This window comes from Kutzneria buriramensis (genome assembly GCF_003387475.1).
Lineage (GTDB): Bacteria > Actinomycetota > Actinomycetes > Mycobacteriales > Pseudonocardiaceae > Kutzneria > Kutzneria buriramensis.
Window position 1 is genome coordinate 136767 of the sequence record NZ_QUNO01000001.1, and the last position, 24163, is coordinate 160929.

The window sequence follows — 24163 nt, forward strand, 5'->3', positions numbered from 1 at the left end:
GACCGTTACCCGTTCGGGTGGTGTGCGCTGCCCGAGCGGGCCCGCCGAACGGGCGACGGAGATCAACTGCGGCTATCGTCGGGCGCGATGGACTCGCGCGTGCCGGTGCTCTGCCCGGACCACTTCCCGGACGGCTTCCGCCGCATGGTCGAGGACATCGTCGACGACGTCGCTGCGGGGCTGCCCGCGGTGCGTCCGGAGCTGCGGATCGAGGTCGGCGACCCGACCGGCCGCCCGCTGCTGACCTTCACGGTCTGGTTCGACTTCGTCCGGCGCACGGCCTTCGGCCTGCCGGTGCGCATGCTCCAGGGCAACGTGGAGCAGCTGCGCGGGGAGCTGGCGGCGCGGCTCCAGGACGCGTTCGTCGAGGAGTACGGCCAGCCGCTGCCGCCGTGTCCGGGGCACCAGCACCCGCTGACGCCGGAGGTGCGTGAGGTCGCCGTGTGGCTATGCCCGTACGACCCGGGTCACTGGTCCTGCCGGATCGGTGACTACCGGGTATGAGCACAGCCAAAAGGGAGGGCTGAGCCGCCGGATGCCCGGCAGCTCAACCCTCGCCACGTCGCAGACGCGTCAACGACGGTATTCGTCGTCGTCGTAATCGTCGTACGGGTCTTCCGTGTGCTCATCGTCCGGCGGACCCACAGTGGACTGTCCCGAGCCCGACAGCTCACGCTGAAGGGCGTCGAAGTCCGTGTTGTGGGAGCTGTACTTGAGCTCTCGGGCCACCTTCGTTTGCTTGGCCTTCGCTCGGCCGCGCCCCATGGCTCGACCCCCTCGCACAGGGACGGGGGCGGCCGGGGGATCGGCGGCCCCACTCGTCACGACAACTGGTTCCTGGTAACTACCGTACCGTGTCGATGGGGTTCGATGCGACGCGGCTTGCTTGTGGACCGCGCGACACCTCGCCGACGCCCGGTCGGGCCGCCGGTCGTGGCACGATTCGGGGGTGCCCCGCCCGTTCTCCGCTTACCTGCGAGTGTACGAACCGTTGTCGGCCTTCGACGCTCCGTTGGCCGCCCGGTTGCGCCAGGCCGTCGACGACGGCCCGCTGAGCCGGGCGGACGCCGGCGACCGCGAGCGGGAATTGTGGCTCCGGTCACAGCTGGCGACGCCGCCGCGGCTGCTGCCGGGCGAGCTCTCCGACGGCCGCCCCGCGCCCAACGCGCCGCTGGACGTGATGGTGCTGGACCCGGCCGAGGTGCCGACCAGCGACAGCGCCACCGTGGGCCCCGGACCGCTGGTCTGCCCGCTGGACGTGCGCGCCCGCTCGGCGGCGGCGCTGGCCGGCTTCCTGAGCACGTCGTCGGGCGTGTTGAAGGCGGCCGCCCTGACCATCCCGGCCGACATCGCCCGGACCAGGGCGGGCGCGGTGATGGCGGAGCTGGCCGGCGGCGCGGTGCATGTGGTGTCGACCACGTGGACGGTGCCGCTGCCCTGGTTCTCCCTGGTCGACCCGGAGAGCCGGCACATCATCCTGGCGCCCCGCGAGCACGGCGAGCGGCAGGTGGCCTGGCGGATCGCGATGGCCGACGCCCGCCGCCGGGTGGCCCGGGCGCACTCCGTCGTGCGGGAGTCCCTCGGCGACAACGGCCCGGCCCGGGTGCTCAAGGACACCGGCCGCTGGCTGGAGCACTTCCACCCGCACTCGGCGGTCGAGCTGGACTACGGCGGCCTGGTGCAGCTGCTGGACGACCAGGTGCTGCTGGAGGACACCTCGGCCCAGGACGTGCACGCGATCGTGGACGCGATGGAGGCCGGCAACGCCGACGAGGTCGCCTCCCGCTACGAGCAGCTCCGCGACTTCTGGGGCGAGCTGGCCGGCAAGGAACGGCTCGGTTGATTGCGTGTTTTTGGCGCTCGCTCCGCTCGCGCGGCTCGGCCCCTTGTAAGCCGACGCCTCGCCCTTGCTGGATTTCGATCGGCCACATCGGCTCGAGCGGTGGGTGCGTGTGTGGTGGCCGATCGAAATCCAGCAACCGTGCGAAGCGCCGGCGGGGCCTCGCACGGTTGGGTGACTACTCCGCTTCTCGGGGGGCGCGCTCGTTGGCCAGCAGCTCGTCGACGGAGGCGCTGCCGCGCTGGTAGCGGCCGGCGATCTCGGCGTTGAGCTTGTCCATCACGATCTGCACCTCGCGCCGCCGCGCCGACACCGAGGCCTCCTCGGCGGCGAACGCCTGCCGGGCCTGGTCCAGCTTGTCGTCGGACAGCGAGGCGACGTCGGACAGGTCCACGTCGGAGACGAGCGCCTCGACGTGCCGGCGGTGCGCCTCGGCGCGGGACGGCTCCAGGGTCTGGTACCGGCCCAGGCCGGTGGCCGGCCCGACGGCGTTCTCGGACAGGATCGAGACCAGGCGGTCGACCACGGAGGCGCCGCCGCCCTCGACTCTGCGCTGCTGTTCCGCCTTCACGATGTCGATACGGGCGTGTAGCAGCCGGCGCAGGTAGGACAGGTCGGTCTCCTCCTGCGCCGCCTCGTCGCGCAGCGCGCGGACCTCATCGAGCGGGCGCTGTTCGACACCGGCCGTGTAGTCCGGCGCGAGCACCCGGTCGATGCGCCGCCGCCCGCCAGGACGGACCTCGATCACACCGCCATCCTGAAGCACGTGGGCGTCACCCGCCAACACCTGGGAGTCGGTTTCAACCGGACCGTTGCACTCCGAGGACCTTGCGGACCTCGTCGGGGGTCAGCGGCGGCCGCTGGGCGATCCGGGCCAGGCCACTGGCCCTGGCCACCAGCTGGGCGTTGTCCCGGACCCGCTCGCCGCGGGCGTAGGAGATGGTGTCCTCCATGCCGACGCGCAGGTGCCCACCCGCGGACAGCGCCGCGAACATCACCGGTATGGAGGAGCGGCCGACGCCGGTCGCGGAGAAGGTGGCGCCCTCGGGGATGGCCCGCAGCGCGGCGGCGAGCGTCTCGGTGTCGCCGGGCATGCCGCCGGGCACGCCCATCACCAGGTCGACGTGCACGTGCCCGCCGGCGGGCAGGCCGTGCTGGTCGAGCAGCCGGCGCAGGCTGGTCAGCTGGCCCAGGTCGAAGATCTCGTACTCGGGCACGATGCCGCGGTCCTGCATCCGCTTGTGCAGCTCGACGATGAACTCCCAGCGGTTCATGAACACGTCGTCGCCGAAGTTGACCGTGCCCATCGTGCAGGACGCCGAGTCGGGCCCGGCCTCCAGCACGCGCAGCCGGTTCTCCTCCGGGTCGGTGACCGCGCCGCCGGTGGACAGCTGCACCACCAGGTCGGTCTCCGCGCGCAGCGCGGACACGGTGGCCTTGAGCAGGCCGAGGTCCAGGGTGGGCTTGGTGTCCGTGCCGCGGATGTGCACGTGGATCATCGAGGCGCCCACGCGCTCGCAGTCCTTGGCCGTGCTGACCAGCTCGTCCAGGGTGACCGGGAGGTTGGGCACGTCCGCCTTGGCGTGTTCGGCGCCGGTCGGGGCAACGGTGATGAGGGTGCCGTGCGAACCGGGTCGCGGTGTCGACGCTGACATGCCGCCGATCCTCGCACGGGTGACCCCGCCGTGAGGCGGGAGCCACCTGTGATCTCGTCGTCGGCCCCGACCGCAGGTGACCCGAGTGCGCCGAGCAGTTGGCGTTGAACTGGTTGGCCGGGCTGATCCACCAGTTGCAGCACGGCGAGGTATTCCCTCCCCAAAGGTGGATGTGGGCGTCGGATTTCGTTGTGCGATTCGACGCGGCGACAACTACGCCGCCGGTTCCGGTGGGGTGTCGGCGTTCGGAATACCCTCGCTTCGGCGGTCGCCCGGAATGCCTGTTCCTCGCATTTTCGGGACGCGCTCGAATTGTCGGTCGACGGCTGCGGCAATCGATCGAGGAACCCGGCGGCTCCCAGCCGTCCGGCAGCCTCGCGGTGTTCGTGGACCTGCCCTAGCGGCCCAGATTGCGGACGGCCTCGCGGCCGAGCGCCGCGTTGTCCGGCGGCACCGAATCCGGGTCGATGGAGGCGGCGACCGACTCCTCGCCGGTGACCAGCTGGGCGTCCAGCGGCACCGACCGCTTGATCAACGCCAGCGCGATCGGCCCCAGCTCGTGGTGCCGGACCGCGGTCCCGATCCGGCCGACGACCTTGCCGTCCAGCAGCACCGGGTCGCCGGTCTCGGGCAGCGCGTCCAGCGAGCCGTCCAGGTGCAGCAGCAGCATCCGGCGCGGCGGCCGGCCCACGTTCTCGACCTTGGAGACGGTCTCCTGGCCGCGGTAGCAGCCCTTGTTGAGGTGCACGGCGGTGCCGATCCAGCGCACTTCGTGCGGGATCGTGCGGTCGTCGGTGTCCACGCCCAGGCGCGGCCGCAGCAGCTCCACCCGCAGCGCCTCGAACGCCAGCGTGCCGGCCGGCGTCGCGCCGGCCTCCACCAGCCGGGCGAACTCCGCGTCCTTGTCGGCGCGCGATACCAGCAGGTCCGCGCCCCACGGCATCGGCCGGGTCAGTCCACCGAACGTCACGACCGACGACGTCTGCGGGCCGACCACCGACAGCACGGCCTTCTCGGCGGTGGCGTCCCGGGGCTCGACCTTGGACCAGAACTTCATCGACTCCAGGTAGGCCAGCAGCGCCTTGCCGGTGCCCGGCTCCACGTCCAGCCAGGCCGTGCCCTCGAACTCGGTGAGCACGGCGTGGTGCTCGACCCGGCCCTGCACGTCCAGCACCAGCAGCTCGGTCGACTCGCCGTCGCGCAGGTTGAGCACGTGCTGGCTGGTCAGGTTGTGCAGCCAGGTCAGCCGGTCCTCGCCGGGCACGGCGATGACCTCACGGTTGGAGCGGTCCACCACCGCCACCGAGCGCGTGGCGGCGCGCTGCTCGGCGAAGGGGTCGCCGTAGTGCCACGGCACCCCGACGTCGAGCGAGCCGTCGGGGGCGTCGATGGCAGTCACACGGCCTCCTTCGTCGGCCGCGCGGCTGCGAGCAGTGCTGTGCTCAATGGTTCGCTCGCAAGCTCGCTCACTGGTTCTCCTCTTCGGCTTCGACGCAGTCGCGGCAGGTGCCCGACAGCGCGAGATGGCTGGCGTCCAGCCGGAAACCCCTGCCCCGTTCGAGTGATCGGGCCAGGTCGTCCAGCAGCTCGCACGGCGCCTCGTCCACCCGGCCGCAGCTGTGGCACACCAGGTGCACGTGCTCGTGCTGCTCCACGGAGTACGACGGCGCGCCGTGGCCGAGGTGGGTGTGCCGGACCAGGTTCAGCTTCTCCAGCAGCTCCAGGGTCCGGTAGACGGTGGTGATGTTGACGGTCGGCGTCACCCGCTGCACCCGCTGGCAGATCTGCTCGGGGGTGGCGTGCTCCAGCTCACGCACGGCGTCCAGCACCAGCTGGCGTTGAGGTGTCATCCGCAGCCCGCGCTCGTGCAGCGTCTGGCGCAGCCGCGCCGCCTCCTCCGGGCTCACGGTCTCCACACCCCCAGGATAGGACGCGACGGCGTGAGTAGGCTCGGCCCATGCGCGTGCTGGCCTTCCTGGACGGAACCATCGCGGACCCCGACGCCTCGCACCTGCGGGTCGACGACCTCGGGGTGCTCCGCGGCGACGGTGTGTTCGAGACGATCCTCGTGGTCGACGGCAAGCCGAGGGAGCTCGGTCCGCACCTGGACCGGCTGGACCGCTCGGCGGCCATGCTCGAACTGCCCGAGCCGGATCGGGCCGGTTGGGAGCGGGCGGTCGACGCCGTGATCAACAACTGGTCCGGTGGCAAGGACATGGCCCTCAAGCTGGTGCTCACCCGCGGTCCCGAGTTCGGCGACGGCACGCCGACCGCCTTCGCCATGGGCCTGCCCATCGGCGAGAAGGTGCTCAAGCAGCGGGCCGAGGGCATCGCCGTCGTCACCCTGGAGCGCGGCTTCGAGCCAGGCCTGGCCCAGCGCGCCCCGTGGCTGCTGCTCGGCGCCAAGTCGCTCTCGTACGCCGTGAACATGGCCGCGGTCCGCTACGCCGCCCGTGAGGGCGCGGACGACGTCATCTTCACCGCCGCCGACGGCTCCGTGCTGGAGGGCCCGACCTCCACCCTGATCCTGGTGCGCGACCACACCCTGGTCACGCCGCCGTCCACCATCGGAATCCTGCCCGGCACCACCCAGGCCGCGCTGTTCCGCGCGGCCGAGCGCGCCGGCTGGTCGATCAAGGTGGAGCCGATCCCGGTCGCCGACCTCGCCGACGCCGAGGGCCTGTTCCTGGCCTCCAGCGTCCGCTGCGTGACCCGCATCCACACGCTCAACGGCCAGCAGCTCAAGGACTCCTCCGCGCTGCTGCGCGAGCTGACCGCCCTGTACGAGTCCGAGTACTGAGTTCTTGCCGCGCGTTCCGCGCGGGGCGGGTTCGCCTCCAAGCCGCCGCCTTCCGTTGGCTCAGCTCGATCGATGAACAGACTCGATCGAGCTGAGCCCGCGGTCCAGGCAGCGGCGCGAACCCGCGGAACGTGCCGGCTGAACCGCGCTACTTCAGGCCGCTGTCCACGGCGGTCATCAGGGTGCCGGTGTCACCGGACATCTCCCAGATCATCGCGCCGAGCAGGCCCTTGCTCTTGATGTAGGCCATCTTCTGGCCGATGGACCAGGTGTCGTCGAACGTCCACCACTGGTTGCCGTCGTAGCCGTACGTCGCCACCGCCTGCGTGTTGTGATAGACGGTCATCGGCACGGAGCTGATCAGGTTGCTGTAGCCCCGGGTCCCCGCCTCCTCGGCGAACTGCCCCGGCGCGGCGCCGTTGGCCGCCTGCCACTCACCGTGCGCGCCGCCGTCGGTGACACCCTGCCACCCGCGGCCGTAGAACGGGATGCCCACGGTCATCTTCCGTGGATTCACCCCCGCTTGCAGGTACGTCTGCACGGCCCCGTCCACGCTGAAGTGGAACGAGTACGGGTCGTTGGTCGCCGGGTACAGGTTGGCCTGGTCGCCGGTCTGGTGCGGCTCCCACGAGTTGTCGCTGCCGGAACCGTGGAAGTCGTAGCCCTGCACGTTGAAGATGTCCAACGACTTGGCCGTGTTGGGCAGGTCCCAGCCCTCGCTGACCTTGGTCGGGTCGGCCGGCGTGAACGCGGTCAGCTGGTAGCGCTTGCCGGTGGTCGCGCCGTACGCGTCGAGCTCGGTGCGGAACTCGGCCAGCAGCGCGGTCAGGTTGGCCTTGTCGGCCGCGCTGGTGTGGTTGCCGGGGTGGCCGTTGGCGTCGCCCGGCCACTCCCAGTCGATGTCGACGCCGTCGAAGATGCCGGCCCCGACGCCCTGGCCGCCCGCGCCCTCGGTGACGGGCAGGTTGCCCTTGATCCAGGTGTCGATGCAGGAGGCGACGAACTTCTTCCGCGACGCGTCGGTCTTGGCCACGTCGGAGAAGTACTTCGAGTACGTCCAGCCGCCGATGGACACCAGGATCTTCAGGTTCGGGAACTGCGCCTTGAGTTCCTTGAGCTGGTTGAGGTTTCCGCGCAGCGGCGCGAAGCCGTCGTCGGCCACGCCGTTCACGGCCTGGGCCGCGGACATCGGCCGGCCGTAGTCGGCGTCCGCGTCGCCGGCCCCGTCGCCCTGGCTCGGGTCCTCGGGATCGGCGGTCGTGCCCTTGGTGACGCCCGACAGACACGTCAGGTTGACCGGGTCGATGTTCTCGAAGGCGTACAACAGGTGCGTCAGCTTCGCCGCCGCGCCCGTGGTCACCAGGTTCTTCACGAAGTACTGGCGGCCGTAGATGCCCCACTGCACGAAGTAGCCGACCTTCGCGTAGCCGCTGCCGATCACGTCGGTCGTGCTTGCCGTGACGGCGTTGCTGGCGGCGGAGACGTTGTCGTAGCCGTCACGGGCCTTGACCGTGAACGTGTACTGAGTAGACGGTGACAGGCCGGTCACCTTCGCGGTCGTGCCGGTAACCGTTGTGGCTACGGCACTTCCGTTGAACACGTCGTAGGACACCACGCCGGTGTTGTCGGTGGACGCCGACCAGCTCAGGGAGATCGAGGTGGAGTCCTTGGCCGTCACGGCCAGGTTCGCCGGGGCGGTGGGCGGTTGGGTGTCGGCCGACGGGTCGTTGGTGGTGACGGTGGCCGGCGCGCTCGCCGCCGACGCCGTGCCGTGCGTGTCCTTGGCCTTCACGGTGAAGGTGTAGGCCGTCTTCGGCGTCAGGCCGGTGATCGACGCTGAGGTGCCGGTGACCGAGGTCGCCAGCGTCGAGCCGTTGTAGACGTCGTAGCCGGCGACGGGCAGGTCCCCTGCCGTGGCGGCATTCCACGCCAGCAGCACGGTCTTGGTCGTCTTCGCCGTCGAGTGCAGATTGGTCGGCGCGCCCGGCGGCGCGTCGGCGGTTCCGTCGCACTTGCTGTCGTTGACCCGGCAGCTCTGCGGGCTGCCCGAGCCGCTGACCGTGAACGTCAGGCTGTACGGCTCGGTCGTGCTGTGGGCCTTGACCACGGTGTTGTAATACGCCGGCGTGGCCACGACATGGGTGCCGCTCTGCGTGACGGTGCCGTTCTGGCCGTTGCTGACGGTGGTGCCCGACGGCAGGTCGAAGGCGATCGACCAGGACGCCAGGTCGGTGTCGGAGTTGTTGGACACCACGTACTTGCCGGTGCCGCCGGACTGCGAGTACTGCGCCGTGACAGCGGCCGTCGGCGGCGGCGGGGTCGTTCCGCCCGACCCGTCGCAGTTGACGCCGTTGAGCAGGCAGTTCGCCGGGGCCGCGGCCGAGCTCACCGAGAACGCCAGGCTGTAGGGCTCCGTGTTGCCGTGCGCGGCAACGGTGTTGATGTAGTACGCGGGAGTGGCGACCACGTGCGTGCCGGTCTGGGTCAGGGTGCCGTTCTGCGGATTGCTCGCGGTGACGCCGGCGGGCAGGTCGAAGGCGATCGACCAGCCGGTGATCGCCGCGGCCGTCGAGTTGGCCACGACGTACTTGCCGCCGCCCGCCGACGCGGTGAACGTGGCGGTCAGGCCGGTGGTCGCGGCCGCCTGGGGGGCGAGCGCGACCGCGGCGCCTAGCGTCAACAGGGTTGCCGAGAGCAGTGCAAGCTTGCGCATGGTGCTCCTACGGTCCAGGGCGGCCGTTCTGAACAGTAAAGTGGACTAGACCACTGCGTCAACGGAGCGGGTGCAGCCGAACGGGTGTTCCCGGGCGGGCCTGCGCCAGCAGCGGAAGGGTCTCTGCGGTCACTACGCCGATCACCGGATAGCCGCCGGTGACGGGGTGGTCGGCGAGGAAGAGCACCGGCCGGCCGTTCGCCGGCACCTGAACCGATCCGGTCACCACGCCCTCGCTGGGCAGCTCCCGGGACGCGAACGCGGCGGCCCGACCCAGCGCGTCGCCGTCCAGGCGCAGCCCGACCCGGTTGCTCTGCTGGGAAACCGTCCAGCGGCCGGCCGCCAGCTGTCCTGCCGGGTCGTCGAACCAGTCCTCGCGCGGGCCCAGCAGCACCGGCACCACCAGCTGATCCGGCGCCTTCGACGGCGACAGCACGTCCACACCGACCGGCAGATCCCGCGGCTCGCCCAGCGGCAGGACGTCGTCGGCGCGCAACGGATCCGGGCCGATGCCGGAGAGGATGTCCGTGGCACGGCTGGAAAGCTGTGGCGGCACGTCGATGCCGCCGGAAACCGCGATGTAGCAACGAAGTCCGCCGACCGGCGCGCCCAGGCCGAGGACGTCGCCCTCGTGCAGGTGCACCGGGGCATGCGAGTCGGCGAGGTGGTCGTTGACCGACACCGGCACCGTCGGGCCGGTGACCGCCACCGTGCAGGAACCGTTGGCGCGCAACTGGATCCGGCCCAGCAGCGCCTCGATGCCGGCCGCCGACTCGGGATTGCCGACGAGCCGGTTGGCCAGCGTCAGGGCCGGCACGTCCAGCGCCCCCGACGGCGGCACGCCCAGGTGCGCGTTGCCGGGCCGGCCGAGGTCCTGGATGAGCGCCTGCGGGCCCGTGCGGAGCACCGTCAGCGAGCGGCTCATCCGGCCACCTCGAACCGGACGTGATCACCCGGGGCCAGCAGCGCCGGGTCGGAACGCTTGGCGTCGAAGAGAATCGCGGTAGTGCTGCCGATCAGCCGCCAGCCGCCCGGCGACGACCGGGGATACGCGCCGGTGAACTCCCCCGCGATGCCGACGGATCCGGCCGGCACCTTGGTCCGCGGATTCTCCAACCTGGCCTGCTGCAACGGTTCCGGCAGCCCGACCAGGTAGCCGAAGCCGGGCGCGAACCCACAGAAGGCCACCGTGTACTCCGCGCCGCTGTGCAACGCGACGACCTCGTCGACCGACAACCCCGCGGTCTCCGCCACCAGCTCCAGATCCGGGCCGTCATAGGAGATCGGCAGCCGGACCCGCCGCGGCGTGCGGTCCGGCGGGTGCGACAGGTCCGCCGCCTCGACGACGGCCCGCGCCTGCGCCAGGCCGTCCGAACCGGGACGCACGGCGATCAGCACGGTGGTGGCCGCCGGCACCAGCTCGACGACGTCCGGCAGGTCCGCGACGAGCAGCGCGCCGTGCAGCGCCTCGACCTGGGCCAGTGAGTCCAGCTCGACCAGCACCGCGTGCCGGCCACACCGCCGCAGGCGCACGCGTCAGCCGACAACGCGGGTGAGCTGCGCCGAGACGTGCGGCTGCATCTCCTCGCCCACCATCGCCCGCTCCTCCACGTAGGCCAGGTCCCCGCCGGGAACCAGGCCGTACAGGCGCTTCGCGGCGACGACCTCCTTGGCCGTCACGGTGCGCATCACGATGTCGGTGCCCAGCTCCCAGGACGTCTGGGTGCGCGGCTCGCCGTAGTAGATCTCCACCACGCCGGTGGCGTGCGTGACCAGCACCTCGATGCTGTCGTCGGGCTGCGGCCGCCAGAAGCCCGACTCGCGGGCGGCCGGGCGGATCACGTTGCCGTCCTCGTCGAGCAGCCAGGAGCGGGCCTCGTAGGTGAGGAACGGCCGACCGTCGTGCGCGAAGGTGATCTGCTGGCCGAACCGGAACGGGCCGTCGATCGTCGGGTAGACGATCTGCCCCTCGCCGCGCCACACGCCGACCAGCGGCAGCAGCGCCAGGCAGGCGTCGTTGAGGTTCGGGCCCAGCCGCAGATTGGCGGTGTCACCCGGGATGGGCAGGTCGTCGAACTGCGGGAGGTTGCGGTCGCGCGTCGACGCCGCGCGCTCCTCGGCGGCGCGGACCGCGGCGTCACCGCTACCGAACTCGGGCCTCGTCATGCTCAGCGGTGGTCCTGCAACAGGCGGTACACCACGTACACCGAAAACCACGCGATGGCCACGCAGCACAGCACCATCAGGATGGTGAAGAGAAGTTCCACCCGGACAGAATAGTGCCGATGCCCCTGACCGGCAGCGGTCAGGGGCATCGGCACACGTGAATCAGGCCACCGCGACCTGGAGCTGGTGCAGGCCGGGGCCGTCGGCCGTCACCTGCGTCTCACCGGTGCCGGTGCGGTGCAGCGCGCGCACCGTCCAGGCGCCCGGCGCCGCGAAGAAGCGGAAGTCACCCTGCTCCGAGGAGACGACCTCGGCGGTGAACTCGCCGGAGGCGTCCAGGAGCCGGACGAACGCCCCGCCGACCGGCTGGCCGCCGGCGGAGACCGTGCCGGTCAGCACGACCTCCTTGCCCGGGTCGACGTTCGCCGGCAGCGTCGTGCCCTGCTCGGGAGCCCCACACCCTGCTGCGGTCATGTCAGTCCTTTCCAGTGCCGAGCTCGACCGGCACGCCGACCAGCGAGCCGTATTCGGTCCAGGAGCCGTCGTAGTTCTTCACGTCGCCGTGGCCGAGCAGCTCGCGCAGCACGAACCAGGTGTGCGACGAGCGCTCGCCGATGCGGCAGTAGGCGATGGTGGCCTTGGAGCCGTCCAGGCCGGCCTCGCCGTAGATCTCGGTCAGCTCGGCGTCGGAGCGGAACGTGCCGTCCTCGTTCGCCGCCTTGCTCCACGGCACGTTGATCGCGCTCGGGATGTGGCCGGCGCGCTGGGCCTGCTCCTGCGGCAGGTGGGCCGGCGCGAGCAGCTTGCCGCTGAACTCGTCGGGGGAGCGCACGTCGACGAGGTTCTTGGTGTTGATCGCGTCGACCACCTCGTCGCGGAAGGCCCGCAGCGTGAGGTCCTGCTCCTGCGCCTTGTACGCGGTGGCCGGGCGGCTCACCTGGTCCTTGGTCAGCGGGCGGCCGTCCAGCTCCCACTTCTTGCGGCCGCCGTCGAGCAGCTGCACCTTGTCGTGGCCGTACAGCTTGAAGTACCAGTACGCGTAGGCCGCGAACCAGTTGTTGTTGCCGCCGTAGAGGACGACCTGGTCGTCGTTGCCGATGCCCTTGGCGGACAGCAGGCTCTCGAAGCCGGCCCGGTCCACGAAGTCCCGGCGCACCGGGTCCTGGAGGTCGGTCTTCCAGTCGACCTTGACGGCGCCGGGGATGTGGCCGCCGTCGTAGGCGCTGGTGTCCTCGTCCACCTCCACGAACACCACGCCCGGGGTGTCGAGGTTGTCCTCGGCCCACTGCGCCGAGACCAGCACGTTCTCGCGACTCATCGATCGGCTCCTTCGCCGGATTGGGGTTTGCTGACTACTTGCCGGTGGCCGGCGCGAACCGGCGGATGATCAGGTACATCTCGCAGCCGAGGCAGAAGCCGAAGGCAGCGTTGAGGAAGGCCGCGACCAGCGCGAGCGCGGTCGCCACGGTGCCGAGCACGCCGAGCCCGGCCAGGTAGCCGAACGTGCCGACCAGCGCGAACACGAAGCCGACGGTCTGCGCGAACTGCGGCGGGGCCGCGTCCTCGCGTTCGTCGGTCGGGCCCAGTCGCGGGGCGACGAAGCGGCGGTAGAGCAGGCCGTACGGGGCGTGCTGGAGCCCGAGGAAGCCGCCGATCGCGAAGACGACGGCCTGCGCGGCGAGCAGCGGCCACCAGCCGGTGGCCAGCACCACGGCGAGCACGACGGTGGTGATCCAGGCGCCGAAGCGCGGGCCTCGGGGATCGATCTGGGGCGCGGACATGGAGAGACCTCCTGACCTGGGGGACCTGCGGACATGACGGGTCCAGCGGGACGGTCCGGCCTCAGGCCTGGAACGTCCTGGTCAGAAGGGTCGACACAGGCTGCTGCGCACGCGGCAGAGATCCACCGCGCGTCGCTTGGTCAGCAGCTGGGCCATACGGCGCACACTACCTGCTGCTCCCTCCTGGTGGGAGAGTTGTCCACCAGTTGGAATGAGTGGTGAATCGATAAAGCTCGGACGGCCGAGCCTTCGCGCCGAGCCGGCCGGCGGAACGTCAGGCCAGGTGCGGGCGCAGGGCCTCGACCAGGACGTCCCGCTTGGGCACGCCGCCGACGCGCAGCAGCTCCGCCCCGTTCGGGGCATAGGCGACCGTGGTGGGCGTGCGCAGCACCTTCAGTGAGCTGGCCACGTCCGGCAGGTCGGTCAGGTCGAGCTCACGGTGTTCGAGGCCGTCGGTGCGGGACGCCAGGTCGGACAGCAGCACGCGGGTGTGCCGGCACGGGGCGCAGAACGTGGTCGACAACTGCACCAGGGTGACCGGAGCCGACGGGTCGATCAGGTCCCTGACCTGCTCGGGAAGCTGCGCCGAGGGCTTGCTGCGCCGCACTCTGCCGTCCCGTCCGCGGAGCAGGAAGCCGAGCACGGTGGCGGCGACCAGCACCGCCAGCAACACCCACAGCCCGGTCATCCCAGCCCGCTCCTCCCGCTGCCCAACTGCACGTTCGTGGCCTTGCCGCTGACCGTGAACGCGTTGCTGTCCACGCCGACCTTGGTCGGCACCACCGTGAAGGGCAGCGCCTTGCCCAGGTCGAGCTCGGTGGACAGCGCGGTGAACACGGCCTGCCGCACGCTGTCTGGCACCTTCAACGTCGTGACCCCGTCGACCAATTCCAGCCGGGTCGGCTGGACCTGGATCTTCGTGCCGGACAGGCCCAGCAGGCCGTAGGAGTTGATCTTCAGCGGCTGGCCGGCGACGGTGATGGAGAACGACAGCCGCACGCCGACGCTGGTGTCGGTGTACGGGGCGGGCGTGGGCGTCGGGGTGGGCGTGGTGTCGTACAGCGTGTCCGGCGAGGTCGGGGTGATGGTGAGGTTGGACACGCCCAGGGCCTGGCCGACGTCGGTGGCGTTGAACGCCCGGTTCACGTCGGCGGCGCTGATCTTGACCTGGCCCTCGACCTGGCTGATCAGCACCGAGTGGGCCGAGCCGGAGACCAGCTCGGACAGCGGCACCTTCACGTCGTAGAGGTCGGCCTTGACCTCCAGGTCGCGCAGCGTGTCGCCGATCGGGATGCCGTTGGCCTCGATCTCGATGTCCTGGTAGTCGCCGCGGGCGGCCTGGAGCATGAACGGGAAGCCGTGGATCGTGACCGACGGGTCGTCCGCCAGCTTGAGCTCGGTGCGCATCTTCTTGGACACCTGGTACTCCGCCGCGGCGGCGAACGTGAAGTCGGCCGCGACCAGCAGCGCGGCCAGCACCAACAGCACCGCGACCAGGATCTTCCACCGGCGGCCGCGGCGCGGCCGGGTCGTGGTGGTCATCGCCGACTCTCCCCACATTTGTAAATTCGTGTGACGCCCGTGTTTCGACCAGCCGGGGGACTGGTCACCCCGGGTATTCTCCCGGACATCCGCAGGCAACGGGGCCTGGCCACCGTACGCCGCTGTTCCCGCCCGCCGGTGGCCAGGCCGCGGCGCAGGAGAGGAGGCGGCTTGCCCATGGGTGTCGATCTGCTGCTGTTGACGGGGGATCCCGACCCGTCGTCGGTGCTGCCCGCACTCGCGCTGCTCCCGCACGTGGTGCGGCCGCTGGCCCCCGAGGTGTCCGCGCTGCTCGAGGCCGGCCCGCACGACGCCGTGCTGGTCGACGCCCGGGGAGACCTGGCCGGCGCCCGCTCGCTGTGCCGGCTGCTGTCCAGCAGCGGCGTCGAGGTGCCGGTTGTGGCCATCGTCACGGAGGGCGGCCTGGTCGCCGTCACGGCCGAGTGGGGCGTGGACGAGATCCTGCTGCCCACCGCCGGCCCGGCCGAGGTGGACGCCCGGCTGCGGCTGCTCGGCTCGCGGCGCGCCCCCGACCAGGGCGGCAACTCCGGCGCGATCCAGCTCGGCGAGCTGGTCATCGACGACGCGACCTACACGGCCCGGCTCCGGGGCCGGCCGCTCGAGCTCACGTACAAGGAGTTCGAGCTGCTCAAGTACCTCGCCCAGCACGCCGGCCGGGTGTTCACCCGGGCCCAGCTGCTCCAGGAGGTCTGGGGCTACGACTTCTTCGGCGGCACCCGCACCGTGGACGTGCACGTGCGGCGGCTGCGGGCCAAGCTCGGCCCCGAGCACGAGGCGATGATCGGCACCGTGCGCAACGTGGGCTACAAGTTCGTCCGGCCGTCCCGGCCGGGCGCCCGCACCAGCAGCGGCAACGTCGGCAACGAGGCGCACGAGGCCTCCGATTCGGACTCCGACGCCTTTCGTGCGCTGGCCAAGCAGTTCCGCTGACCGCTAGCGTCGCTCTACGTGGCAGAGCTGACTGGGCGGGACCGGCTGACCGCGGTCGAGGTGGACGAGGTCGCCGGCGTCTTCGAGGCGGCTCGCCTCGCCGACGAGCGCACCGGCGCGGGTGAGCTGCCGTCGTTCGTCGCCCGGCCCGGCACGCACGTGCTCGCCGAGGACAACGGGCGGCTGGTGGGCTACGCCCATCTCGACACCGACGGCGACTCGAACGGCCACCCGGTCGGCGAGGCCCTGGTGCACCCGGCCGCCCGCAACCGCGGCGTCGGCACGCAGCTCGTGCAGGAGCTGCTGCGGCTGGCCGGCGACCGCGAGCCGCGGCTGTGGTCGCACGGGAACCACCCGGCGGCGGCCGCCATCGCGGCCCGGCTGGGCCTGACCAAGGTGCGCGAGATGCGCCGGATGCGGTGGATGGCCGGCGACGTGCCGCAGCCGCAGCTGCGCGAGGGCGTGCGGATCCGGACGTTCGTTCCCGGACAGGACGAGGCGGCGGTCATCGCCGTCAACCACCGCGCCTTCTCCTGGCATCCCGAGCAGGGCGCGCTGACGGTCGAGGAGCTGCTCGCCACGGAGCGGGAGAGCTGGTTCGACCCGGCCGGTTTCTTCCTCGCCGTGGACGCCGCCGACCGGCTGCTCGGATTCCACTGGACGAAAATCCATCCGGGCCCGCCGGAGGCGATCGGCGAGGTCTATGTGGTCGGCGTCGACCCGGACGCCCAGGGCGGTGGCCTGGGCAAGGCGCTCACCGTTATCGGGATGGAGCACTTGCGCGCGGCGGGGCTACGCAGCGTGATGCTCTATGTCGAGTCCGACAACGCCCCGGCGGTGGCGGTCTACAGCAAGCTCGGCTTCACTGTGTGGGACGCTGACGTCCAATACGGACATTGATTGCGCCGTTACGCTGCGCTGCGTCACGAACGTCAATCAACCGGGTCACGTTGGGGTCGCGATACCACCCCTACGGAGTAGTTGTCGTCACTTCGTGTGTCCTGTTCACCTTTCGTTCACCTAGTTACGGTCTGACGTCCACCCTGGCTGCCTACGGTCGGCAGACGAGCGGCGGGACCCGTCGCGCTCGAAGTCGAGTCTCCAAACGGAGGATCCAGGTGAACATGAAGCGGCACGGCGTCGCGCTGGGCATCATGGCGGCAGGCGCCCTCCTGCTCACCGCCTGTGGCAGCGACAACAACAGCGGCGCGACGGGTGGCACCTCGAACACCACTTCCACGTCGGCGGCCCCCAAGGTCGACTGCTCCGGCAAGAAGACGCTGAAGGCCAGCGGCTCCACCGCGCAGAAGAACGCGATGGACCTGTTCGTCGCGGCCTACAACACCGCCTGTGACGGCGCGGACGTCAACTACACCGCCAACGGCTCGGGCGCGGGCGTCACCGACTTCACCGGCAAGGTGACCGACTTCGCCGGCTCCGACTCGGCGCTGAACCCGACGAAGGGCGAGCCGGACAAGGCCGCCGCCGCGTGCGGCAGCCCGGCCTGGGACCTGCCGGTCGTGTTCGGCCCGATCACCATCGTCTACAACCTCAAGGGCGTCTCCGACCTGGCCCTGGACGCCAGCACCGCGGCCAAGATCTTCGACGGTGAGATCAAGACCTGGAACGACCCGGCGATCAAGGCGCTGAACCCGAGCGCCACGCTGCCGAGCACCGCCATCAACGTCGTGTACCGGTCCGACCAGTCCGGCACCACCGACAACTTCCAGCAGTACCTGACCAGCGCGGGCGGCTGGACCAAGGGCGCCGGCAAGACCTTCAACGGCGGCGTGGGCTCCGGCGCGTCCGGCAACCCGGCCGTGGCCACCTCGCTCGGCCAGACCGACGGCGGCATCGCCTACGTCGAGTGGTCCTTCGCGCAGAGCTCGAAGCTCAACATCGCCTCGATCGTCACCAGCAAGGGCGGCACCCCGGTCAAGGTCAGCGCGGACAGCGTCGGCAAGGCCATCTCCAGCGCCGCGTTCAAGAACCCGAGCGGAAACGACCTGTCGCTGGACCTGAGCTCGATCCACAAGACCACCGCGACGGGCGCCTACCCGCTGCTGCTGGCCACGTACGAGATCGTCTGCTCCAAGTACGCGGACGCCGCCACCGGCAAGGCCGTCAAGGCGTTCCTGACCACCGCGATCAACCAGGGCCAGGCGCAGCTCGCCACCAACGGCTACGCCCCGCTGCCGGACTCGATCAAGGCCAAGCTGACCACCGCGATCGACGCCATCAGCTGACTGTCGTAACCCGATGAGCGACACCCGACCGACGCGCGTCCGCCCCGATCGTTCGCAGGAGACTGTGGACGATCGGGGCGGTAGCCGCATGATTGGTGCCATGACCTCCGACAGCGGTCAACCAGGTGTCCGGACGGCGGCCGTGCGCCGCCCCGGCGACACGATCTTCCGCACGCTGACCACCGGCGCCGGCCTCGCGATCGTGATCGCGATCGCGCTGATCGGGCTCTTCCTGCTGATCAAGGCCGTGCCCTCGCTGGCCGCTGACAAGGACAACTTCCTGATCAGCGCCAACTTCGTCACCACCGACCCGAACAACCTGATGTTCGGCATCCGAGACCTGCTCATCGTGACGGTGCTGACCTCGCTGGTCGCGCTGGTCATCGCCATGCCGGTCTCGCTGGGCATCGCGCTGTTCCTCACCCAGTACGCGCCGCCCCGGCTCAGCCGGCCCTTCGCGTACATGGTCGACCTGCTGGCCGCGGTTCCGTCGATCGTCTACGGCCTGTGGGGCATCCTCGTGCTGGGCCCGGCCCTGGAGCCGTTCGAGATCTGGCTGAACTCCACGTTCGGCTGGTTCCCGCTGTTCGCCACCGGCAACATCCCGATCTCGGGCGCCGGCACGATCTTCACCGTGGGTGTGGTGCTCGCGGCGATGCTGCTGCCGATCATCACCTCGGTCACCCGCGAGGTCTTCCGCCAGACCCCGGTGATGCAGATCGAGGGCGCGCTGGCGCTCGGCGCCACCAAGTGGGAGGTCATCCGGACCACGGTGCTGCCCTTCGGTCGCAGCGGCTACATCGCGGCGTCGATGCTGGGCCTGGGCCGCGCGCTCGGCGAGACGGTCGCGGTGCTGCTGATCCTGCACTCCTCGCCCAAGCCGGCCAACTTCAGCCTCTTCGACGGCGGCTACACGTTCGCGTCCAAGATCGCCTCGGCCGCGTCCGAGTTCAGCCAGCCGCTGCCGACCGGGGCCTACATCTCGGCCGGCCTCGTGCTGTTCGTCCTGACCTTCGTGGTCAACGCGGTGGCCCGGTCCATCGCGGGCGGGAAGGCGGCGAAATGACCACCACTGCGTCCACTCTGGACCGGCCGGCCACCCCGCCGGCGTTCCAGGCCGTGAGCGGCTCGCGCAAGATCAAGAACATGGTGGCGACCGTGCTGGTTGTGCTGGCGTTCCTGATCGCGCTGGTGCCGCTGGTGTGGCTGCTGATCAGCGTGATCGCGCGGGGCTACCAGGCCCTGCTGTCCAGCGACTGGTGGACCCACTCGCTCAAGGGTGTGCTGCCCAAGGAGTTCGCCGGCGGCGCGTACCACGCGATCATCGGCACGCTGCTGCAGACGATCGTGTGCGCGGTGATCGCGGTGCCGGTCGGCGTGCTGGCCGCGATCTACCTCGTGGAGTACGGCCGCGGCCGGCTGGCCCGGGTCACCACGTTCATGGTCGACATCCTGTCCGGCGTGCCGTCGATCGTGGCCGCGCTGTTCATCTACGCGCTGTTCCTGAGCACGTTCGGCTTGGGCCAGAGCGCCTTCGCCGTGTCCATGGCGCTGGTGCTGCTGATGCTGCCGGTGGTCGTGCGGTCCACCGAGGAGATGCTGCGGCTGGTGCCGCAGGAGCTGCGCGAGGCCTCGTACGCGCTGGGCGTGCCCAAGTGGAAGACCATCGTGCGGATCGTGCTGCCGACGGCGCTGTCCGGTGTGGTCACCGGCGTGATGCTGGCGATGGCCAGGGTGATGGGTGAGACGGCGCCGGTGCTGGTGCTGGTCGGCTACTCGAAGTCGATCAACTTCAACATCTTCGACGGCAACATGACCTCGCTGCCGCTGCTGATCTACAGCGAGCTGAACAACCCCAACCCCGCGGGCCAGCTGCGGGTGTGGGGCGCGGCGCTCACCCTGATCATCCTGATCATGCTGTTCAACCTCGTGGCCGCCCTCGTGTCGCGGTTCTCGGCCATCAAGACGAAGTGAGCTGAAGACAATGGCCAAGCGGATCGACGTCAAGGACCTGAACATCTTCTACGGCAAGTTCCACGCCGTGGACCGGGTCACCCTCGCCGTGCCGCCGCGCAGCGTGACCGCGTTCATCGGGCCCTCGGGTTGCGGCAAGTCCACCGTGCTGCGGTCGCTGAACCGGATGCACGAGGTCACCCCCGGCGCGCGGGTCGAGGGCAAGGTGCTGCTGGACGGCGAGGACATCTACGCCTCCGCCGTGGACCCGGTCGAGGTGCGCCGCACCATCGGCATGGTCTTCCAGCGCCCCAACCCGTTCCCCACCATGTCCATCCGGGACAACGTGGTGGCGGGCCTGCGGCTGGGCGGCATGCGCAACAAGAAGCAGCTCGACGAGATCGCCGAGCGGTCGCTGCGCGGCGCGAACCTGTGGGCCGAGGTCTCCGACCGGCTGGACAAGCCCGGCGGCAGCCTCTCCGGCGGTCAGCAGCAGCGTCTGTGCATCGCGCGGGCCATCGCCGTGCAGCCCGACGTGCTGCTGATGGACGAGCCGTGCTCCGCGCTGGACCCGATCTCCACGCTGGCCATCGAGGACCTCATCGGCGAGCTGAAGAAGGACTACACGATCGTCATCGTCACCCACAACATGCAGCAGGCCGCCCGGGTGAGCGACCAGACGGCGTTCTTCAACCTGCACGGGGTCGGCCAGCCCGGCCGGCTGGTCGAGATCGACGACACCGAGAAGATCTTCTCCAACCCCGGTCAGCAGGCCACCGAGGACTACATCTCGGGCCGCTTCGGCTGATCGAGACCCGGTGCGGCGGCGGCCGGCGGCAGGGGTCGGCCGCGCGTCGCACCGTCCGAAAAGGACAATGGGCTCGCCGGAATCTCGGCGAGCCCATTGCTTTTGTTGCTGCTAAAGGTCGTCGGTGCCGCTGGCGTAGCCGGGCATCCGGCCGGTGACGACGAAGACGGTCCGCTTGGCCACGGAGACGGCATGGTCGCCGAAGCGCTCGTAGAAGCGGCCGAGCAGGGTGATGTCCACGGCCGAGGGCACGCCGTGCCCCCAGTCCTTGTCCATGATCACCGAGAACAGGTGCCGGTGCAGGTCGTCCATGGCGTCGTCCTCCTCGTCGAGGCGACGGGCCAGCTCCACGTCCTGCGTGCGGATCACCTCCTGCGCCTTGCGGGCCAGGTCGACGGCGATCCGGCCCATCTCGGCGAAGTAGCCGCGCACGTCCTCGGGCAGCACAGCGGCCGGGTGCCGGCGGCGCGCGGCCTTGGCCACGTGCAGTGCGAGATCACCCATCCGCTCCAGGCTTTCCGCCGCGTGGATGACGGACAGCACCGTGCGCAGGTCCGTCGCGACGGGGGCCTGCAGCGCCAGCAGCGAGTAGGCGTCCTCCTCGCACTTGGCCCGCGCGTCGTCGATCTTCGCGTCGTTGCCGATGACTCGCTCGGCGATGCCGAGATCGGCGTCCAGCAACGCCTTGGTGGCCTGCTCCATGGCGTCACCGACCATGCCGCACATGCTCGCCAGCTGGTCAGCGAGCTCGCCGAGCTGGTCGTGGTAAGCCTCACGCATGGCTCACACCCTACGTCGTGGGGATCGCGCCGATGGCATCGCCGAGTGAACCCGACGTGAACCACGGGCGACGAAAGGGCATCGTCACTGGCAGGAAGCGTCCGCGCCGCTGATGGTGGACACATCCGACGGCTGCTGCGTGTTCGGCTGCGCCTGCGGCGTGACCACGTTGCCGTCGAAGTCGGGCCCGGTCACCAGCTGCACCGCGCCGGCCAGCGACGGGTCCTCGACCAGCTTGGAGCCCGGCACGGCGGCGGACAGCGTGCGCGCCTGCGCCTCCCGGCCCGGCGCGTAGCGGACGGTGGTGTGGTCGATCGCGGCGGCCGCCTTGTCCACCGACACGACCTGGAAACCGAGGCGCCCCAACGCGTTCGACGTGTTGGTGGGCAGGTCGCCCTGGCCGCTGCCGTTCTGCACCTGGATCTTCATCGACTTCGGGTCGACCAGCGGGCCGCTCGCGGTGGCGCCCTCCGACGGCAGTGGCGTCCCGTTGATCACCGCGCTGAACAAGGACTTCGTCGCCTCGGGGGTGCCGCCGGTCGGCACGCTGGTGAACACCACCTGGTCCGGCCCGACGCCCTGCACCGACTGCGCCAGCGAGGCCAGCTGGTCCACGCCGACGTTGTCGCCGGTCGCGTTCTTGGACACCGCCGACAGCAGGCCGTTGAGCTTGTTCGGGTCGAGCAGGATCTGGCCCTGCACCGCGGCCCGCAGGATCGCGCCCATCAGCCGCTGCTGGCGCTGGATCTGGCCGAGGTCGGGCGACGGGTCGCCGTCGACCTTGCGGGCCTTCACGATCTTCACGGCGGTGTCGCCGTCGACCGGCTGCGGCCCGGTGCCCGACAGCAGCGTGCCCAACTGCCCGTCCTGCAACGGTTTCTTCACGCACAGCTCGACGCCGCCGATGGCGTCGACGATGCCCTTGAGGCCGTCCCCGCTCATCGTCATGAAGTGGTTGATCAGCAGCCCGGAGACCTTCTGCACGTCCTGCGTGACGCACTGCGGGCCGCCCGCGGCCAGCGCGTTGGACAGCTGCGCCGGGCCGCACGGCGGCTGGCTGAGCTGGAGGCCGTTCGGGAACGACACGAACACGACGCGCTTGCGGTCGGCCGGCACGTGCGCGACGAGCACCATGCCCGAGCCGGCGAGCAGGAAGTTGTCGTCGCCGTGCTGCTTGTCGGCGGCCTGGATGGCCGACGAGTTGGTGTCCAGCGCGTCGACCTGCTTGATGTCCGAGCCGGTCCACTGCTTGACCGAGCCCCACGCGATGCCGCAGACGATCAGCACGATCGCGGCGGCGGCGATGGCCAGCACCTTGATCGCCAGGCCGATCATCCGGCGCTTGTCGCGGGCCCGCTCGATCTCGGCCGCGTCCATGTCGAACTCGGGGTCGTCCTCGATCGGCTCGGCGGCCGAGGCCGGCGGCTCCGCCGGCACGTCGTCGTCGGTGTCGATCCACGGCATGTACTTCTTCTGCCGGTTGCGGCGCTTGCTCTCCTCGGCCGCCATCTCGTCGTGCACGGCGGAGAAGCGCGCCAGCGTCTGGTCCACCTTGCGCCGGCGCTGCACCTCCTCGCCGATCGGCTCCATCTCGGTGGTCATCGCGGCCAGCTCGATGTCCTCGCGGCGCTCCGGCTTCGGCGGCGCGTCGACGTCGACCGGGGCCTCCTCGACGAGGGGCTCCTCGGGCGGGGCGATGGTGGTCTGCTCCAGGTCCGCCGGGGGCTCCAGGCGGGTGCGCAGGCTGTCCGGGGACACCGACGGCCGCTGCGGCGGCCGGCCGTTGGGCGGCAGCACCGGCCGCGGGCCGCTGCTCTCGCCTGGCCGGTCCTGGACCGGCCGGGGGCCAGTGGCCTCGCCCGGTCGCGGCGGCATCGGCCGGCGCATGTTGGACAGGCTCGACTCGCCCGGTCGCGGGGCGCCGGGCTGCGGGGCCCCGTTGGGCGGCACGACCGGGCGTCGACCAGTGGCGTCGCCGGGCGGCGGCACGGGCGGACGGCCGTTGGGCGGCATCGGCTGTCGCATGTTGGACAAGCTCGACTCGCCGGGGCGCGGACCGGCCGGCGGCATCGCACGCCGTCCGGTGGCCTCGCCGGGCGGCGGCACGGCGGCGCGACGGCCGGTGGCCTCGCCGGGGGGCGTGATGGCGGCACGGCGGCCCGTGGCTTCCCCCGGCGGCGGCGACACCATGGCGCGGCGTCCGGTGGCCTCGCCGGGCGGCGTGACGGCCGCGCGGCGGCCCGTCGCCTCGCCCGGGGGCGTGCGACGGCCAGCGGGCTCCTCAGGCGCCAAACCGGCGGCACGGCGGCGGGCGGCGTCGCCCGGACGGAGGGTGGTGGTCTCGTCGTCGTCCTCGGGCTCCACGGCGGCACGGCGCCCGCGGGGCTCGTTCGGCGTCACCGCGGCGCGGCGGCCGGTGGACTCCCCGGGACGGGCGCCGGCGCCGGGGCCCGGGTCGCGCAGGGCGCGGCGGCCGGTCGGCTGGTCGCTCGGCGGCGCCGGCCGCTGGCCCGTTCCGGGGTCGGAGCGGGTCGCGCGTGGCGGCTGTGAACTGGGCGTATCGGGCTGCGCGGCGCGCCGGCGCGGCGGCGCGGACGGCGGCGGCTCGATCGCGGGCGGGGTCGGTCGCGGCAGGTTCGGCCGCGAACCCGTGTGGCGCTGCACCAGGTCGGAGACGCTGAGACCGCCGGAGGCCTCCATGGACCTGCGCCTGCGGCCGCGGCGGCCCGTGGGTTCCTGGTCGGGCGCCTCGTACGAGTCCGCGGCACCATCGGGACCGGTGCCGCCGAAGCGGGGATCGTCGGGCACCCAGGCTCCCTTCAGGCTCACGGCCCATACGGGCTGTTCATCACGAGTTGACGTCAGTGCGGCCACAGTGGTTGCACATCGCGGCGCGTCACCCAGCGCACGCGATAGTACGGACGACCG

General features: G+C 71.0%; 26 protein-coding genes. 9 read left to right on the forward strand and 17 right to left on the reverse strand.

Annotated elements, in window-relative coordinates:
• The first annotated feature begins 87 nt into the window (after positions 1-87).
• The gene (locus BCF44_RS00680) at positions 88-504 is read left to right on the forward strand and encodes a hypothetical protein (protein ID WP_116172103.1); all 417 of its coding nucleotides are present in this window, start codon (positions 88-90) and stop codon (positions 502-504) included.
• A 69-nt stretch (positions 505-573) separates the two neighbouring features.
• Here the strand turns inward: BCF44_RS00680 and BCF44_RS00685 are convergent, their stop codons facing one another.
• Complete coding sequence (locus BCF44_RS00685; RefSeq protein ID WP_116172104.1) at positions 574-765, reverse strand: DUF3073 domain-containing protein; 192 nt, start codon at positions 763-765, stop codon at positions 574-576.
• 184 nt (positions 766-949) lie between these two features.
• Between BCF44_RS00685 and BCF44_RS00690 the strand changes: the two genes are divergently transcribed.
• On the forward strand, positions 950-1843 hold the full coding sequence (locus BCF44_RS00690; protein ID WP_116172105.1) for a DUF8083 family protein: 894 nt from the start codon (positions 950-952) through the stop codon (positions 1841-1843).
• A gap of 175 nt (positions 1844-2018) precedes the next feature.
• On the opposite strand, the gene BCF44_RS00695 is transcribed toward BCF44_RS00690, so the two are convergent.
• The 4 genes from BCF44_RS00695 to BCF44_RS00710 form a co-directional block, all read right to left on the reverse strand.
• Positions 2019-2588 (reverse strand): RsiG family protein, encoded by a 570-nt coding sequence (locus BCF44_RS00695; RefSeq protein ID WP_116172106.1) that lies wholly within the window; start codon positions 2586-2588, stop codon positions 2019-2021.
• 52 nt (positions 2589-2640) lie between these two features.
• A complete protein-coding gene (locus BCF44_RS00700; RefSeq protein WP_116172107.1) occupies positions 2641-3495 on the reverse strand; it encodes a beta-keto acid cleavage family enzyme in 855 nt (284 codons plus the stop codon).
• A gap of 397 nt (positions 3496-3892) precedes the next feature.
• On the reverse strand, positions 3893-4894 hold the full coding sequence (ygfZ, locus tag BCF44_RS00705; RefSeq protein WP_211352835.1) for a CAF17-like 4Fe-4S cluster assembly/insertion protein YgfZ: 1002 nt from the start codon (positions 4892-4894) through the stop codon (positions 3893-3895).
• A 67-nt stretch (positions 4895-4961) separates the two neighbouring features.
• A complete protein-coding gene (locus BCF44_RS00710; RefSeq protein WP_246014758.1) occupies positions 4962-5411 on the reverse strand; it encodes a Fur family transcriptional regulator in 450 nt (149 codons plus the stop codon).
• A gap of 41 nt (positions 5412-5452) precedes the next feature.
• Here BCF44_RS00710 and BCF44_RS00715 point away from each other — a divergent pair, with 41 nt between their 5' ends.
• Positions 5453-6295 (forward strand): aminodeoxychorismate lyase, encoded by an 843-nt coding sequence (locus BCF44_RS00715; protein ID WP_116172108.1) that lies wholly within the window; start codon positions 5453-5455, stop codon positions 6293-6295.
• Between the two features lie 148 nt (positions 6296-6443).
• On the opposite strand, the gene BCF44_RS00720 is transcribed toward BCF44_RS00715, so the two are convergent.
• From BCF44_RS00720 to BCF44_RS00760, 10 genes are all read right to left on the reverse strand, one after another.
• Positions 6444-9008, reverse strand: a complete 2565-nt coding sequence (locus BCF44_RS00720) for a glycosyl hydrolase family 18 protein (protein ID WP_116172109.1) — start codon at positions 9006-9008, stop codon at positions 6444-6446.
• 58 nt (positions 9009-9066) lie between these two features.
• A complete protein-coding gene (locus tag BCF44_RS00725) occupies positions 9067-9933 on the reverse strand; it encodes a 5-oxoprolinase subunit C family protein (protein ID WP_116172110.1) in 867 nt (288 codons plus the stop codon).
• Complete coding sequence (gene pxpB / locus BCF44_RS00730) at positions 9930-10541, reverse strand: 5-oxoprolinase subunit PxpB (RefSeq protein WP_116172111.1); 612 nt, start codon at positions 10539-10541, stop codon at positions 9930-9932. Before pxpB ends, BCF44_RS00725 begins: the two co-directional genes overlap by 4 nt.
• Positions 10542-10544: 3 nt before the next feature.
• Positions 10545-11174 carry a heme-binding beta-barrel domain-containing protein gene (locus BCF44_RS00735; protein WP_116172112.1) on the reverse strand — a complete coding sequence of 210 codons (630 nt, stop codon included), beginning with the start codon at positions 11172-11174 and terminating at the stop codon, positions 10545-10547.
• A 162-nt stretch (positions 11175-11336) separates the two neighbouring features.
• Positions 11337-11648, reverse strand: coding sequence for a DUF1416 domain-containing protein (locus BCF44_RS00740; protein WP_116172113.1), 312 nt, complete (start codon positions 11646-11648; stop codon positions 11337-11339).
• 1 nt (position 11649) lies between these two features.
• Positions 11650-12492 (reverse strand): sulfurtransferase, encoded by an 843-nt coding sequence (locus BCF44_RS00745; RefSeq protein ID WP_116172114.1) that lies wholly within the window; start codon positions 12490-12492, stop codon positions 11650-11652.
• 34 nt (positions 12493-12526) lie between these two features.
• The gene (locus tag BCF44_RS00750; protein ID WP_116172115.1) at positions 12527-12955 is read right to left on the reverse strand and encodes a DUF4395 domain-containing protein; all 429 of its coding nucleotides are present in this window, start codon (positions 12953-12955) and stop codon (positions 12527-12529) included.
• Between the two features lie 81 nt (positions 12956-13036).
• Positions 13037-13318: a putative leader peptide gene (locus tag BCF44_RS59095; protein WP_394468080.1), complete on the reverse strand. Its 282-nt coding sequence runs from the start codon at positions 13316-13318 to the stop codon at positions 13037-13039.
• A complete protein-coding gene (locus tag BCF44_RS00755) occupies positions 13230-13643 on the reverse strand; it encodes a TlpA family protein disulfide reductase (RefSeq protein ID WP_116172116.1) in 414 nt (137 codons plus the stop codon). The genes BCF44_RS59095 and BCF44_RS00755 overlap by 89 nt, the downstream gene beginning before the upstream one ends.
• Positions 13640-14497 (reverse strand): LmeA family phospholipid-binding protein, encoded by an 858-nt coding sequence (locus BCF44_RS00760; RefSeq protein ID WP_170217278.1) that lies wholly within the window; start codon positions 14495-14497, stop codon positions 13640-13642. The genes BCF44_RS00755 and BCF44_RS00760 overlap by 4 nt, the downstream gene beginning before the upstream one ends.
• Positions 14498-14674: 177 nt before the next feature.
• Here BCF44_RS00760 and BCF44_RS00765 point away from each other — a divergent pair, with 177 nt between their 5' ends.
• From BCF44_RS00765 to pstB, 6 genes are all read left to right on the forward strand, one after another.
• Positions 14675-15448: a winged helix-turn-helix transcriptional regulator gene (locus BCF44_RS00765; RefSeq protein ID WP_116172118.1), complete on the forward strand. Its 774-nt coding sequence runs from the start codon at positions 14675-14677 to the stop codon at positions 15446-15448.
• A gap of 18 nt (positions 15449-15466) precedes the next feature.
• Positions 15467-16348, forward strand: coding sequence for a mycothiol synthase (gene mshD / locus BCF44_RS00770; protein WP_116172119.1), 882 nt, complete (start codon positions 15467-15469; stop codon positions 16346-16348).
• A 224-nt stretch (positions 16349-16572) separates the two neighbouring features.
• The gene (gene pstS, locus BCF44_RS00775) at positions 16573-17694 is read left to right on the forward strand and encodes a phosphate ABC transporter substrate-binding protein PstS (protein WP_211352880.1); all 1122 of its coding nucleotides are present in this window, start codon (positions 16573-16575) and stop codon (positions 17692-17694) included.
• A gap of 100 nt (positions 17695-17794) precedes the next feature.
• Positions 17795-18760: a phosphate ABC transporter permease subunit PstC gene (gene pstC / locus BCF44_RS00780; protein ID WP_116172121.1), complete on the forward strand. Its 966-nt coding sequence runs from the start codon at positions 17795-17797 to the stop codon at positions 18758-18760.
• Positions 18757-19668: a phosphate ABC transporter permease PstA gene (gene pstA / locus BCF44_RS00785; RefSeq protein WP_116172122.1), complete on the forward strand. Its 912-nt coding sequence runs from the start codon at positions 18757-18759 to the stop codon at positions 19666-19668. The genes pstC and pstA overlap by 4 nt, the downstream gene beginning before the upstream one ends.
• A gap of 10 nt (positions 19669-19678) precedes the next feature.
• Positions 19679-20455 (forward strand): phosphate ABC transporter ATP-binding protein PstB, encoded by a 777-nt coding sequence (gene pstB / locus BCF44_RS00790; RefSeq protein WP_116172123.1) that lies wholly within the window; start codon positions 19679-19681, stop codon positions 20453-20455.
• Between the two features lie 111 nt (positions 20456-20566).
• Here pstB and phoU read toward each other — a convergent pair whose 3' ends face one another.
• Entirely contained in the window at positions 20567-21235 is a 669-nt protein-coding gene (phoU, locus tag BCF44_RS00795) for a phosphate signaling complex protein PhoU (protein ID WP_116172124.1), read from the reverse strand.
• Positions 21236-21319: 84 nt separating this feature from the next.
• Positions 21320-24043 (reverse strand): LCP family protein, encoded by a 2724-nt coding sequence (locus BCF44_RS00800; RefSeq protein WP_147328341.1) that lies wholly within the window; start codon positions 24041-24043, stop codon positions 21320-21322.
• Positions 24044-24163 lie beyond the last annotated feature (120 nt).